Here is a 13,904-nt window from a genome sequence, read left to right on the forward strand (position 1 = left end):
GGGCGCCGACGTCAGTCCCCGAGCCCGCGGCCGTCAGGGGTAACTGACCGCGAAAGCCGGTCAAGGTAGTTGAAGACCGTGCTGTGCAACGATGTATTCGCTTTATCGAAAGCCCACTGGATGGTGAAGCCATCCACGACTGCCAGGATTTCAGCGGCGACCTGACGCACGTCCGTGCCTTCGTGAAGGGTTCCGGCAGCGATCATCGGCGTAAGAATCCCGGACGCTGCTTCGATGATGCCTTCGTATCGCCGCTGGAAGTACTCGTGGGCGGGATGTTCCTCGTTGGACGCTTCTGCTGCCAGCACGGTGAACATTTGGGTCAGTCCTGGCTGGGTTTCGTTGAACGCTGCCTGGGCGGCCACCTGCCCGAAGTACCTGACGGGATCGTTCTGGAAGTCCTCGGCAAAGAAAGCGGTGATTGCACGCTGGTCACGCAGTTGCAGAACAGCTGCGAGGAGCTCTTCCTTGCTGGCGAAGTGGTGCATCAGGCCGGCTTTAGTCAACCCCACGTCGGCTGCGATCTTTGGCATTGAGGAGTTGAAGTAACCCCATTGCGCAAAGTGCTCGATTGCCGTTTCCAGGATGGCTTGGCGCCTGGCATCGGCAGCCTTGTACGGACCAGTCCGGCGCACGCGCTTGGGGCGTTCAATGTCTGCTGTGGTTACCTCGGTTTGCATCGTCATAACTTAGCCGCTTAGCCTGCCACGTTCTGCCGCGCGTCCTGGGTAACCGTCACGCCGTCGTCGCCCTTGAGGAAGGTGCGCATCCGGAAGATCCAGAAGATGCCGATCAGGTACGCCGCGCCGGAGGTGATGATCAGGAAGACAAAGAGCAGCGTGGGACCTGCCGAGATGATCAGTGGAGTCACCAGGGCTGCCCCGGCCGCAACGAGGCGGGCGAAGGCGATGGTGATGCCTTGCGCCGTGCTTCGGTGGCTGGTGGGGAAAAGCTCCTGTGACCAGATCTTGTACATCGGTTCGCCGGCGATGGCACCGCCAAGAGCACCCAGCACGCCCATAATCACCAGTGTCACGGCGGTGACGCCGAAGACGAGCGGGACTGCAAGACCGGCGACGGCGACGACGGCGGCGATGATAAACGAGCGGTGTCGCTTGGAGGTGTCAACGATTTTCATCATGATGAACAGGCCTGCCACGCTGAGGAGCAGAATGCCCAGTCCCAGCATCGAGGCCGTGGCGACGTCGGTGCCAGCTACATTTACGAAGAGGTAAGTGGAGAACTGGCCGTTGGTGTTGGCCGCGATATTGACCAGGGCGTAGAAGAGGCCAGTGGCTGCCAGGGGTGCCAGGAGCTTGGGCGCGAAGAGCGCGCGCAAGGATCGCAGATCCACGCGTTCCTCATCGACTGCGTCATTGGCTACAGGACGATTGTGCGCTTCGGTCCAGAGGCGCGATTCCTTGATCCCCCACCGCAGCGCGACCGCGAGCAATGCAACCACCGCCAGATGGCCATAGATGATTTGAGCACCGAGAACTCCTGCGTTGCCGAAGAAGATGCTGATGACAATGACGCCCAGGATGCCCGCCATCCAGAGCACGTGTGTGAAGGTCACCATCTTTCCGCGCTTATCCTCGGGTGCCGACTCGGCGATCATCGCCATGGAGACGGGGAGGTCGGCTCCGGCCGCAAAGCCGAGCACGGCCAGGCCTACGTAGAGGACTGCAACGCTCGGGAAAAGCATGAGAGCCAATGCGGCCACAATGAAAATGCTGAGGGTGGCGAGGAAAACGCGACGACGGCCCAACCTGTCACCTAGCCGGCCGCCAATGAGCGCGCCGCCGGCGATCATGACTGTCAGGAGCGCTGACATCTGGCCAATCTGGCCAGGCGTCAAACCAAGCGGACCTTGAAGAATCACCAGAGCGGTGCCTGTGCCTGCGATGGCTCCGGCGTCAACGTAGGAGGCAAGGCCGGAGGCAAAAGCGACCCGCCACCCGTGGCGGGTCGCGGCCCGTTGGTCAAGAGCATTCATGGGACTCTCCTTTGAATCACAAATTTTCTGGGAGCAGGATCCTTTTTGAATCGTTTCGATCCTGCTTTCAAAGAAGCCTAGCAAGTTAAAAACCTACCCACAAGAGGGTATTTAGCAGTAGCCCGCTTCTTTGTGAAATCGACAGCCTCAGGAGTGGCCTCCCTTCCCGCAGCGTTCGACGTCGGCACTCAAGAGAGTGCCGACGTCGAACTCGTTTCGGGCTGCTTTTAGCCCACACTTACCGTCTCGCTATCCCGCTCCCCTACCGGCTTCCGGGAGGCCAGCGACCAGATCGCCGCCATCGACAAGGCCGATACCACCAACGGAATGCTGAAGAGGATGAAGACGTTCTCTGCCTTCCACCCGCCGGCCAGCAGATAGCCCACAAGGATGGGCGAAACGATCGAGACGAGTCGTCCGATGCCCACCACCCAACCGATGCCCGTTCCGCGCAGGGCGGCCGGGAACAGGGTGGGTGTGGTGGCGTAGAACCCCGCAACGTTGGCAGAAGTGACCACACCGAGAACTGCGCCGATCACGATCGCCAGTGATGTTTGGTTGAACGTCGTCCCAAAAAGTGCGTAGATCAGGGCAGAGACCAGTAGGGATCCCAGCAGCAAGTGCCGGCTGCGCAGGAAAACGGCCAGGATGCTGAAGATGAAGCAGCCGATGATGCCACCGAAGTTGACCACAAGCCCCATGGTCACGCCCAGGCTGTCGTCGCCCGATGATGTGGCAATGAGCTTGGGTGTCCACGTACTGGCGAAGTAGTAAGCGGCGATCATCAAGCCGTAGCCAGTCCACAGCAGGAGTGATTGGACGGCCATTCGTCCGGCGAACAGGTCCCTGATTCCGCGCTGCACTTGCTGCCCCTGAGAGAGGTCAGGGAGTTCGGCCAGGGCCGGCCTCCGCATTTGCAGGAGAAGGGCATTTATCCGGGCCAGTGCGTTGGGCGGACGCTTGCTGACTAAGTACTCCAGCGATTCGGGGAGGAATCGCCAGGTCACCGCAAGCATGATGATGCTGGCCGCAGCCCCGACGGCGAACACAGAGCGCCAGCCAAAGTATGGAATCAACGGCCCCGCAATGAAGCCGCCGAGAGTCGCGCCGATGGCGAACCCTGAGGTGAACAACCCGAAAATGCTCCCGCGGCGTTTATCCGACGAGTACTCCGAGACGAACACGTTCAAGTTGGCGATCATGCCGCCAATGCCCAGGCCGGCCAGCACCCGGTAGGCCATGAGCTGGATGACGTCGCCGGCAAAGACTGAGAGGACCATGCCCGTGCTCACGAGGATCAGTGCCACCAGCATCATTCGGCGTCGGCCGATCTTGTCTGAAAATGGCGTGAGAATCAGCGAGCCCGCTGCCATCCCTACGAGACCGGAGCTGAGGAGGAAACCCAGCGTGACGGGGTCCAGGCTCCACGCTTTGGACAGTGCGGGCGCGGCATAGGCGGCCACCGCAACGTCCATACCGTCAATGAGCATCAGGGCGATGGCCACCGCAACGGCCCGGACTTGGAGCCTGCTCATCGGGGATGAGCGAAGGTCTTTGAGAATGTCCATGTTTACTTCCTTGTAAAGGTGGAACTTGTCTTGACGCGCACGGGCAAGGATTGCCACGCCCGCAGCGTGTTGTTGTGATGCCTGCGTGTGGGGCCACAGATTTCGATGGTTTCGATGCTTCGAGCGAGCACTTCGAGAAGGGTGGATGCTTCGAGTCGGGCAATGTGTTGGCCGACGCACTGGTGGATCCCAAAACCGAACCCCACGTGCCCGGAGGGATCCCGGTTCAGGTCGAAGGTGTCCGGATTGTCCCAGCGCCGGGGATCCCGGTTGGCTGATCCCAGGAACATGAGAATCTTCCTGCCCTCGGGGATCAGCGTCCCGCCCACCTCGATGTCCCGTGTGGTAGTCCGGAAGAAGGTCTGGACGGGTGACTCGAAGCGGACGGCTTCGTCAAAGGCGGTACGTGAAAGTGCGGGGTTGTCGCGAAGACGGGCCCATTGGCCGGGGTTGGTGGCAAATGCGTAAAGTACAGCGGCCAGGCCGTTGACCGTGGTGTCCACGCCGGCAGTGAGCAGTGACCGGACAATCAGCGGAGCCTGCGCCTCGGTGATGTCCCCCCGATCCGCGGCGGCCCAGATTTGGGCACCGAATCCGTCCGTGGTCAGCACCTCCCGAGCACATTGAGAGGCGATCGAGGCGGACAGTTCCGGCACCCGCGGCGCACCCTTTGCCACGAGCTCGTTGGGCGGGCCAAAGGCATTGAATGCGTGGTCCCCGTACGGGAGCAGGTTCTCCCGGCCGGCTTGGGGTATGCCCACAGCATCTGGAAAGACACGAAGCGGGAAAGCCGCGGCCAGGTCCGCGACGGCGTCGAACTCCGAGCCACGGGACAGGACCTGGTCCACCAGTTCTTCCGCGTCGGCTGTCCAGGATTCCGCCAGTTTGCGGATCTCCCGGGGTCCGAGAATCTTGGTCAGCAGAGCACGTGGCGCGTCATGGTGGGGAGGGTCGGCTTCGAGGAGAAGGCTCGGTGGTCGCCATGGCATTTCCTTCCGGAAGTTGCTGAGGCCAACACCTGCGGCGGACTGGAATGTTTGCCAGTCGGTCAGCGCGGCCTGTACTTCCCCGTACCGGCCCATGGCGTAAACGTCGTACTTGTTGAGGTAAACCACGGGACCTGCAGCCCGGAGTTCGGACTGGAACGGGAGTGGATCTTCCAGGACATCCCGGCTGAACGGATCGACGTCAGTGCAAGGGGTTTTGGGGTCGCTGATAATGGCTGTCATGGGTGGGTCCTTCGTGAGATGTGCCGGGGCTAAACGTCAAGAACGAGGCGGTCCCCGCAGGAGCGTGAGACGCAAGGAAACATGCAGTTTCCCGCTGCCCGATCCGCGTCGCTAAGAATGGAGTCGCGGTGGTCTGGTTGGCCGCCAAGGACTATGACTTCACAGGTTCCGCACGTGCCTTCCCTGCACGAGGTCAACATCCGTACGCCGGCTCTCTGGATCGCTTCGAGGACGCTTACCTCCGGTTGAACGGTCACGGTGAGCCCTGCGCGGGCCAGTTCGACGTCGAAAGAAGTGTCTCTGATGGGGGCGCCGTGCGACTTCGCGGCGAAGTGTTCAAGGCGCAGGAGGCCGGGCTGCCAGTCAGCGCAGAGGCGTTCGACGGCGGCAAGGAGCCTCTGCGGACCGCAGACGTACACCTTCGTGTCGACTGAAGCTGGTCCGATGAGGTCCGATGCGCTGCGGGGTCCTGCTTGGTCTTTGGGCACGATCATGACGCGATCACCATAGGCTGCGAGCTCGTCCAGGAATGCCATGGTGCGCCGTGACCGTCCAAAGTACAGCAGCTTCCAGTCCGCTCCCATCATGTGGGCGGACTGGATCATGGGCAGCATGGGTGTGATCCCGATGCCGCCTGCGATGAATAGGTACTTTTCGGATGGTACGAGGCGGAAATTGTTACGGGGCCCGCCAACGGCGAGGGTCGTGCCCTCGGTGAGCCCGTGATGGATGAACTCGGATCCGCCGCGACCGTCCCTCTCATGGAGGACGGCAATGCGGTAGTTGTGAGCATCCCATCGGTCTCCGCAAAGGGAGTACTGACGATTAATGCCGGACGGCAGTACTACGTCAATGTGCGATCCCGGCGTCCAGTCGGGCAATCTGCGCCCTGCCGGGTGGGCCAGGTTCAGGGACACAACTCCATCCGCGAGATGCTTCTTCGCGGTCACTACCAACTTGGTCTCAGAGGCATATGATTGGGAATTCTCTTCGGTGAACATTCGGCTCCTTTGCTCGCGTTGTTCTCCGTAAAGACTCGCTTTCAGTCGTCCGTCGCCTCTATGGAATTCTCAATGATTGAGATCGCTTTTGAGAGCTGCGTCACCTCGGAGGCGGTGCGGGATACTCCATCGAGCGGGTCACAGCTGCCGACGCGGCCTGCAGGACGGCGATGCGGGACCTCGCAATGGCATCATTCGGCACAATCACAGCCAACGAAGCCACCACCTTGCCCAAGGGATCCCTGACCGGAACGGCCGCACCGGCAGCGGCCGGGTGGAGGTGCCCCGCCAAAAAGGCGAACCCCTGCCGGCGCACCTCGGCAAGGGCAGACCTGAGCTGCTGCGGAGTGCTGATCGTCTGGTCGGTGAACACCTCAAGAGGCCTGGCTATGATCCGCTCCTGTTGGGCCGCCGGAGCATAAGCCAACAGAAGAAGGCCCGACGACGAAGCGTGCAAAGGCAAGCGACCCGCAACACGGGTGTAATTGATGACAGCCCCGGGAGCTGTCAGCCGTTCGACGAAAAGCACCTCATCGCCCTCCATGACGCCCAGCTGGATGTGCTGGCCGACGATCGAGTGCAAATCTTCCATAACCGGCATCGCCGCTTCTCTGAGGCTCAGCGTCGGTGAAGCACGGGAAGCCAGCTCCCACATCCGAACGCCGATCCGAACTTTCCGGTCCTCGTCGCGCTGGAGCCACCCAAACCCGCTGAGTTCTTCTACAAGCCGCGAGGCAGTGGCGATGTGCAGCCCCGAACGGCGGGAAATCTCTGTGACGGTCAACGCGGTATCACCGGGCCCGAAGGCTTCAATGATCCGGACGGCGCGGGAGAGGACAGACTCTCCACCTTGAGTGCGGGGCATGGCCCTACCCTCCGTGATTTGCAGGTTCGTGTCGAGCGGAGTCCTGTCGTCGGACCTTCCTCAGCCGTGCCGGCCCGGAACGCTTGTGACTTGGTGCCGGGCAAGGGCATCCCCTGCCCGGCGCTTCACATCAATCCCTGGGAAACCAGCTGTGCCGCGAATTCGTGGGGTCCCGGGCCCACTTCTACAGGCTCCTGCCCAGGCAATTCGACGCGTGCCGTGGTCCCGGTGGGAATCTCAGCGACGACGGTAAGGTCGCCGTCGTCGATCCTCCATTGCACCGAAGCGGTACCGTACGGCGTCTCATGGCGGGCGGAGGCCCAGCTGAGGCCACCTCCTGGCTGCGGCTTGACGAGGATCTTGCGGTATCCGGGCTCCAGGGGTGCAATGCCGGCAACCACACGGTGCATCCAGTCAGCCACGGCTCCCAGGGCATAGTGGTTGAAGGAGGTCATCTCCCCCGGGTTGATGGAACCGTCCGGAAGCATCGAGTCCCAGCGCTCCCAGATGGTGGTCCCGCCCTGGCCCACGGCGTAGAGCCAGGAGGGGCATTCTTTTTCCAGCAGCAGATCGTAAGCGGCGTCGATTTCACCCGACAGCGTGAGCGCGTCAGAGACCACGGGCGTGCCTGCAAATCCTGTGCCGATACGGTTTCCGTTCGCCCGGACCAGCTCGGCCAGGCGCGAGCCCGCACGTGCTTTGGAAGCAGCATCAGGGAAGAGGTCGAACACCAGCGCCAGCGCGTAGGCCGTCTGCGCATCGCTGGTCATGACCCCGTCCGGCTGGATGTACTCGAGGGCGAAAGCCGCAGCAACTTCGCGGGACAACGTCAGGTATCGCAACTCGTCGTCGGACTTGCCCAAAACTGCAGCCGACATCGCGAGGTGCCGGGCGGACCACGCGAAGTAGGCCGTTGCCACCAGGTGCTTGTCGGTCATGGCTTTGGTGGGATCTTCAGGCGGGGCCGTGGGGTCAAGCCAGTCGCCGAGCTGGAAGCTGCCGTTCCAGAGACGGCTCTCACCGGCCAGACGTTCCTGCAAATCCACCCAGCCCTTGGCACTCTCGTACTGTGCGGCCAGGATCCCCGGGTCATTGAATCGCTCATGGAGGGCCCACGGGGTCAGCACCGCTACGTCTCCCCAGACAGCGCCCGGGCGAATGGGTGTCCAGTAGTTTCCACCAGGAATGACGGGTACGTACCAGGGCACGGTGCCGTCCGGCAGCTGCTCGGCGGCCACGTCCTTGAGCCACGAGGACAGCATGCCGGAGCAGTCGTACAGGAAGCTGGCCGTGGGAGCGAATACTTGGATGTCGCCGGTCCACCCGAGTCGTTCGTCGCGTTGGGGGCAATCGGTGGGGATGTCCACGAAGTTCCCCTTCATGCTCCACAGCACGTTCTCATGCAAGCGGTTCAGGTCCGGGTTGGAAGACTCAAACCAGCCTGTTCGCTCCATGTCGGTGTGGTACACCCGGGCTGTGACGTTTTCGGCGATGTCCCCGCCGACCCACCCTGTGATCTCGGCATAGCGGAAGCCATGAATCGTGAACCGTGGCTCCCAGGTTTCTTCTCCGGACCCGGCGAGGGTGTACTGGTCCGTGGAGTCGGCTCCCCGCAGCGGACGGGTGTACAGCTCGCCGTCCTGCAGTACTTCCGCGTGGCGGAGCGTGACCGTGGATCCGGCACCGCCAACCACGGTGATCCGGAGGCGCCCTACCAGGTTCTGGCCGAAGTCCAGCAACGTCTTTCCTGCTGGCGACGTCCACACCCGAACCGGACGGACTTCGTCAGTGCAGCGGACCGGCGGACCTTCCGGTGCCACCAGCGTCCTTGGATCGCGTTCGACGCCGGTGACCGGCTCCCAGCCGGAGTCATCGAACGCCGGGCGGCTCCAACCTGTTGGCAGTTGGCGGGCATCGTACGCTTCGCCCTTGTACAGGCTGGAGAGCAGGATTGGCCCGTACGAGGCCCTCCAGCTTTCATCTGTCCCCACCACGGTGACCGAACCGTCGTCGTGCGTGATGTGGAGCTGCGCCAACAGGGCTACTTTGTCGCCATAGAGGTTGGTGTGGCCTCCCTTGAAGCCAATCCTGCCGCGGTACCAGCCGTCGGCGAGGAAAGCGCCGATGGCGTTATCTCCGTCGGCCACGTGCTGGGTGACGTCGTAAGTGTAATAGCGAAGGCGCTCGCCGTAGACGGTCCAGCCCGGCGACAACGCGTCGTCGTCCACACGGACGCCATTGATCTCCACTTCGTACAGCCCGTGGCCCGTGACGTACAGGCGGGCAGACGCTACAGGCCGGTCCACGGTGAAGCCGCGACGCAGTAGGGGCGGCCGCCGGTCCGCTTCCGGATCCTCAGCCCACGCTGGGGTGATGGCAGTGGCTGTCCAGTCACCGGGCTCAAGCAGGCCGGTTTCGACGGCGGATGGCTGGCTCCAGTCGCTGGGCTCCACATCGCCGTTCCCCCAGACGCGGACGCTGACCTCGGCTCGCTGGGCGGAACCCAGCGGTGCTGCCTCCCACGGTACGAGTACCGATTCCGTCGATTCGGTCCGATCGCTGGTCCATTGTTTGTCAGCGGTGGTCACTGAAACTTGGTATGCCTCTTGGACCCATCCGGGTTCGGCGCTGGTTTTCCAGGAAATGCGGGGGGTGGGAAGCCCGATCCCCAGGGTGCCGCTTCCAGGAGTTGGGGGCAGATGCTCGAACGTTGCCGGGTGCACTATGGCAGGCATAGGGGAAGTCTCCTTGATGGTGAGGTGGGGCGCTGGATAGCGGCCAGGTCAGCCCTTAACGGCGCCGGCTGTCATGCCCGCGACAATCTGGCGGTTAAAGAACAGGTACATGATGAACGGCGGCACGGTGATGAGCAGGATGTTCATAAACAGCAGGTTGTAGTTGGTGGTGAACTGGCTTTGGAAGTTGAACAATGTGAGCTGCACCGTGGCGTTGGCGTCTCCGGGAAGAAAGTAGAGCGGGTTCTGGAAGTCGTTGAAGATGTGAACCGACTGGACCACGATCACGGTCACAATGACCGAACGCAGGAGCGGGAAGATCACCCGGAAGAACAACCTCACAGGCCCGCAACCATCTATCACCGCAGCCTCATCAAGTTCCTTGGGAATCGAGGCAATGAACGCCCGGAACAACATGACGCAGAAAGATAGGCCGAAGGCCACTTCAATGAGGATCAGGCCCGGGAGTGTCTTGAAGAGTCCCATGCCCTGCAACACCCAAATAGTGGGGACGATCGCCGGCGGGATGATCAGGCCTGACAGGATCAGGAAGTTGGCAACGCCGTTCCACCGGGACTTACGGCGCTGAAGGACCCAGGCCACCATGGCCGCGAGGATCACCAGGATGGTCACACTGACCACCGTCAGTATGGTGCTGTTGATGAATGCAGTGACCAGCATGAATTTCCTGGCCGAGAGGACTGCTGTGAAGTTCTCCACGAACTGGAAGTTGGTGGGCCAGGCGAAGTCCAGTTTGGCCGCTTCCTTGCGGTCCTTCACGGCGGTGAGGACCATGAAGAGCAACGGAATAATGAAAACAACAATGCTGACGGCGATGGCCAGGACACCAAGTCCATAGCGCTTGAGGGCGGTGGTCACTGTTCAACCTCCTTGCGGTTCAGGAACATGGACAGGGGCAGGACGATGGCAGTGACAATGAGGAACAGGACCACGTTTCCGGCCGTGGACAGGCCGTAGAAGCCGGCTTGGTACTGCTTATAGATGACGGACGCGATGACGTCCGAGGTAAATCCGGGGCCGCCCTTGGTCATGGCCCAGATCAGGTCGAAGGACCGGAGTCCGCCAATGAGCGAGAGGATGATGACCGTTGCGGTTGCCGGGCGGGCCAGCGGCAGCGTGATGTTGAAGAAGCTCTTGAAGGAGCTTGCCCCGTCCATCTTGGCCGCTTCAAAGTACTCCTGTGGGATGGAGACGATGCCCGCGATGTAAATGACCGTGGCAAGGCCAACGCCCTTCCAGACATCCACCAAAGCTACGGAAAGCAGCGCCCACGCCGGGTCGGTGAGCCAGGCGGGCCCCTGGATACCGATGGCCGCCAGGCCCTCGTTGATCATGCCGTTGCGGGGATCCATCAAGGCGGTGAAAACAATGCCGACGCCGATGCTGCTCAGCAGCACAGGAAAGAACATTACCGAGCGAAGGTAACCGCGGGCGATGATCTGGGAGGTCAGCAGGACTGCCAGAAGCATCCCCAGGACGACCTTCAGGACGGAGGTGACTATCCCATAGATGAAGGTGTTGGTCAGGCCCCTGATCAGGGCGGGTTCCTGGAAGAACTGAACAAAGTTGTCCAAGCCAATGAACGTGAATTCGTTGAGGTTCCAGCGGGTCAGGCTGAAGAAGAACGAGACAACCGTCGGGACCAGGAACAGTGCGGTGTAAATGACCGCAGCGGGTAGGTAAAACCAGTACGGATAAGCTGACTTACCCTTGCGGCGCTTGGGTTGGGCGGCCTGCGGTACTTGACGTACCGCCGTCGCCGTCGGTGCAGTGTTGAGTGTCATGAGATCTCTCCAAGGGCCGTCCGGGCCAGGAAAGCCCGGACGGCTTGTAGTTTTCGGAGGTTAGTTCCAGCCGGGCAGGTTCAGCTGCTTGGCCTGCTTTTTGACGTCCTCGTCGTAGAGGGCAGCGCCGTCCTTGGCGGAGCGGATACCCGAGCCGACCTCGACGGTGATCTGTTCAAGGGCGGGGCCCTTGACAGGGGACAGGAATTCCAATGCGGGGCTGTTTTTGGCCGCATCTTCGAAGTACGGGAGCATGTCCTTCACTGCGTCCGGGACATCCGAGGGCAGCTCGCAATCCTTCACAAGGTACGGGCCAGCTGCGCCCACTGCTGCCGTTTGCGCGTCGCATCCGGCCTTGCTGGCGATGAAGGCCTGGAGCTTCTTGGCTTCTTCCATGTTCTTGGAGGATTTGGGAATGTAGGTGCCGCCGGGCATCCAGACGGTCAGCTTGTTCTTGGATGCGTCATCGCCAGGAAGCGGGAACAGCCCAAGGTCGTTCAGCTTGTCCGGGTAGGTCACTTTGATGTTGTTCAAGGCGAAGCTCAAAATCGGGTACTGAGCGCCTTCCCCGTTGATCAGCATGTCTTGTGCCTGCTGATAGGTGGTGGAGGCGAAGTCCTCGTTAAACAGACCGGCCTTAGCTGCCTCCTCAAGGTGCTCAAAGCCCTTCACTGCGGCAGCGTTCGTGGCGAATTTTGCCTTGTTGGCGGTGTAGTCTGCCGGGAAGTCGGGGTCCGCGGTCACCACGTTGGCGAAGTCACCCAGGACAAAGAGCTGCGAGGTCCACGTGGTCTGGTAGGACTGGATGATCGGCGCGATACCCGCGTCCTTGATCTTCCGGCTGTTGTCCATGAATTCGTCCCAGGTCTTGGGGACGGACAAGCCGAGCTTTTCGTAGACCTTCTTGTTATAGAGCACCGCTCCAGCCATGCCGGTACTGAACGGCACACCGTAGACTTCACTGCCGGACGTCACCACAGGCTTGAAGGAGTCCGTGACATTGGACAGGTAGGACTCGTTGGTGATGGGCTGCAGGTTCTGCTCGGGATTGATCTGCTGCAGAAGCGAGCCGGTGTTGTAGTTGAAGACGTCCGCCATGTCACCGGTGGAGAGCCGCGTCTTGACGATGTTGTCGCCGTCGCCACCCTGCGGTCGGGTCTCCACCTCAACCTTGATACCGGGATTCGCTGCGGTGAAGTCTTCAGCGACCTTTTCCGCTGCGGCGACGGTGTTTTCCGCATTGTCCACCAACCACGTAATCGTCTTTTCATCTCCATTGGCGGTAGAACCACCGCCGCTGCAACCGGTCAGAGCCAGCGCCAGGACTGTCACTCCCCCAGCCAGAGCGGCCCAGCGCTGCTTGCTCGATGCGGCCATCTTTACCTCCTCGTAAAGCCACGGACCTCACAGTCAGTGGAACGTTTCAAACCCGGCCCTATGAATGTTCTTGTGGCCCTGCGTGGATTTGTGTAGATCGGTCTACGTTTGTCTACTGTAAGTCATGTCACAGCTCCTGCCAAGACTTTTTCGTAGATCAATCTACAATTGCGGAGAAGGCATTCAAGAGGGGATCCACATGACGGAGCAATTGAAGCGCGCCACCATCAGCGACGTTGCTGAGCACGCGGGCGTTTCACGCGCCGCGGTCTCCAAGGTCCTGCGCAATGCCTATGGGGTCAGTCCCGCCATGCGGACCAAAGTCGAGGAATCAATGACCCTCCTTAACTACCGCCCCCTTGCCCTGGCCCGCGGAATGCGCGGTAACAGCTATACCTTGGGCGTGTTCCTGGTGGACCTTTCCAACACCTTCTTCTCAGTCCTTGCCGAGGGCATCCGCGATGTCGCAGAAGAACTTGGGTACCAGGTGCTCATCGGACAGGCACGACAAGGCCTCGACGCACAGCAGAAACTCATCGAGGCAATGATCGACAGACGCATGGACGGCCTGGTCCTGATCGCACCATTCGGACCGAATGATGAACTGGAAAAGCTTGGCCGAACCATCCCCGTGGTTGTCCTGGGCCGCCACGGACCAGCGAAGTACTTTGACACCGTCGCCAGCGACGACATCGCAGGCAGCGCGCTCATCGTAGACCACCTTGTTTCACTGGGGCATGAGCGGATCTCGATGCTCGCCAACACACAGCCCGACAGCGAACCAGGCATGCCACAAACAGTCCGGCGCCACGGCTACGATCTCGCCATGGAGAAGCACGGGCTTTCACAGTGGATTGATCACGTCCCGGGGCGATGGGGAACTGAGAGCGGCTTGGAAGCCGGCCGGTCACTCGCCGCCAGGCCTCTGGCCCAACGTCCATCCGCCCTGCACGGCGGCGCCGATGTTGCCGCGCTTGGCGCCTACACTGCGTTGTTCGAAGCCGGGATCCACATACCGGACGACATGTCGATCGTAGGCTATGACAACATCCCCGCCACGGGCCTCCCCCCTATCGGCTTGAGCACCGTCGACCAGTCAGGCGTCCAGATGGGCAGACAAGCTGCGGAGCTGCTCCTCTCGAGGATCGAGGGCCGGACCGAATCCGAGCACGTCTTGGTCTCACCGCGGCTCATCGTGCGAAAGACGTCAGCCCCGCCACGACGCTAGGACACGTGGGCGCGGATGGACGCTGTAGCTCAACGACAGTTTTACCGCCGGCCCCTTGAAGGTTTCGCTTCGCGAGTTGGCATGGTGACCAGCAAGGGCT

11 protein-coding genes are annotated in these 13,904 nt (G+C 61.4%); 1 reads left to right on the forward strand and 10 read right to left on the reverse strand.

Annotated features, from left to right (window positions below; genetic code table 11):
• Positions 1–11: 11 nt before the first annotated feature.
• The 10 genes from N7568_RS02855 to N7568_RS02900 form a co-directional block, all read right to left on the reverse strand.
• Entirely contained in the window at positions 12–680 is a 669-nt protein-coding gene (locus N7568_RS02855) for a TetR/AcrR family transcriptional regulator (RefSeq protein ID WP_261608389.1), read from the reverse strand.
• A gap of 17 nt (positions 681–697) precedes the next feature.
• Positions 698–1,996 (reverse strand): MFS transporter, encoded by a 1,299-nt coding sequence (locus N7568_RS02860; RefSeq protein WP_261608390.1) that lies wholly within the window; start codon positions 1,994–1,996, stop codon positions 698–700.
• Positions 1,997–2,223: 227 nt separating this feature from the next.
• Positions 2,224–3,564, reverse strand: coding sequence for an MFS transporter (locus N7568_RS02865; protein ID WP_261608391.1), 1,341 nt, complete (start codon positions 3,562–3,564; stop codon positions 2,224–2,226).
• 2 nt (positions 3,565–3,566) lie between these two features.
• Positions 3,567–4,793 (reverse strand): cytochrome P450, encoded by a 1,227-nt coding sequence (locus N7568_RS02870; RefSeq protein WP_261608392.1) that lies wholly within the window; start codon positions 4,791–4,793, stop codon positions 3,567–3,569.
• A 29-nt stretch (positions 4,794–4,822) separates the two neighbouring features.
• Positions 4,823–5,794: a PDR/VanB family oxidoreductase gene (locus N7568_RS02875; RefSeq protein ID WP_261608393.1), complete on the reverse strand. Its 972-nt coding sequence runs from the start codon at positions 5,792–5,794 to the stop codon at positions 4,823–4,825.
• A gap of 100 nt (positions 5,795–5,894) precedes the next feature.
• Complete coding sequence (locus tag N7568_RS02880; RefSeq protein ID WP_261608394.1) at positions 5,895–6,659, reverse strand: IclR family transcriptional regulator; 765 nt, start codon at positions 6,657–6,659, stop codon at positions 5,895–5,897.
• Positions 6,660–6,784: 125 nt separating this feature from the next.
• Positions 6,785–9,394 (reverse strand): glycoside hydrolase family 78 protein, encoded by a 2,610-nt coding sequence (locus N7568_RS02885; protein ID WP_261608395.1) that lies wholly within the window; start codon positions 9,392–9,394, stop codon positions 6,785–6,787.
• A gap of 48 nt (positions 9,395–9,442) precedes the next feature.
• Positions 9,443–10,273, reverse strand: coding sequence for a carbohydrate ABC transporter permease (locus N7568_RS02890; RefSeq protein WP_091467043.1), 831 nt, complete (start codon positions 10,271–10,273; stop codon positions 9,443–9,445).
• Positions 10,270–11,199, reverse strand: a complete 930-nt coding sequence (locus N7568_RS02895; protein ID WP_261608396.1) for a carbohydrate ABC transporter permease — start codon at positions 11,197–11,199, stop codon at positions 10,270–10,272. Before N7568_RS02895 ends, N7568_RS02890 begins: the two co-directional genes overlap by 4 nt.
• A 60-nt stretch (positions 11,200–11,259) precedes the next feature.
• Positions 11,260–12,576, reverse strand: a complete 1,317-nt coding sequence (locus tag N7568_RS02900; protein ID WP_261608397.1) for an ABC transporter substrate-binding protein — start codon at positions 12,574–12,576, stop codon at positions 11,260–11,262.
• Positions 12,577–12,775: 199 nt separating this feature from the next.
• On the opposite strand from N7568_RS02900, the gene N7568_RS02905 reads away from it, so the two are divergent.
• A complete protein-coding gene (locus tag N7568_RS02905) occupies positions 12,776–13,804 on the forward strand; it encodes a LacI family DNA-binding transcriptional regulator (RefSeq protein WP_261608398.1) in 1,029 nt (342 codons plus the stop codon).
• The last annotated feature ends 100 nt before the right edge of the window (positions 13,805–13,904 follow it).

The organism is Paenarthrobacter aurescens (assembly GCF_025421775.1).
Lineage (GTDB): Bacteria > Actinomycetota > Actinomycetes > Actinomycetales > Micrococcaceae > Arthrobacter > Arthrobacter aurescens_B.

What these genes read in the sequence shown, in the direction of transcription:
- N7568_RS02880 (WP_261608394.1), bottom strand. Translation starts at nt 6,659, where the DNA reads ATGCCCCGCACTCAAGGTGGAGAGTCTGTCCTCTCCCGCGCCGTCCGG.
- N7568_RS02895 (WP_261608396.1), bottom strand. Translation starts at nt 11,199, where the DNA reads ATGACACTCAACACTGCACCGACGGCGACGGCGGTACGTCAAGTACCG.
- N7568_RS02875 (WP_261608393.1), bottom strand. Translation starts at nt 5,794, where the DNA reads ATGTTCACCGAAGAGAATTCCCAATCATATGCCTCTGAGACCAAGTTG.
- N7568_RS02860 (WP_261608390.1), bottom strand. Translation starts at nt 1,996, where the DNA reads ATGAATGCTCTTGACCAACGGGCCGCGACCCGCCACGGGTGGCGGGTC.
- N7568_RS02885 (WP_261608395.1), bottom strand. Translation starts at nt 9,394, where the DNA reads ATGCCTGCCATAGTGCACCCGGCAACGTTCGAGCATCTGCCCCCAACT.
- N7568_RS02865 (WP_261608391.1), bottom strand. Translation starts at nt 3,564, where the DNA reads ATGGACATTCTCAAAGACCTTCGCTCATCCCCGATGAGCAGGCTCCAA.
- N7568_RS02870 (WP_261608392.1), bottom strand. Translation starts at nt 4,793, where the DNA reads ATGACAGCCATTATCAGCGACCCCAAAACCCCTTGCACTGACGTCGAT.
- N7568_RS02905 (WP_261608398.1), top strand. Translation starts at nt 12,776, where the DNA reads ATGACGGAGCAATTGAAGCGCGCCACCATCAGCGACGTTGCTGAGCAC.
- N7568_RS02855 (WP_261608389.1), bottom strand. Translation starts at nt 680, where the DNA reads ATGCAAACCGAGGTAACCACAGCAGACATTGAACGCCCCAAGCGCGTG.
- N7568_RS02900 (WP_261608397.1), bottom strand. Translation starts at nt 12,576, where the DNA reads ATGGCCGCATCGAGCAAGCAGCGCTGGGCCGCTCTGGCTGGGGGAGTG.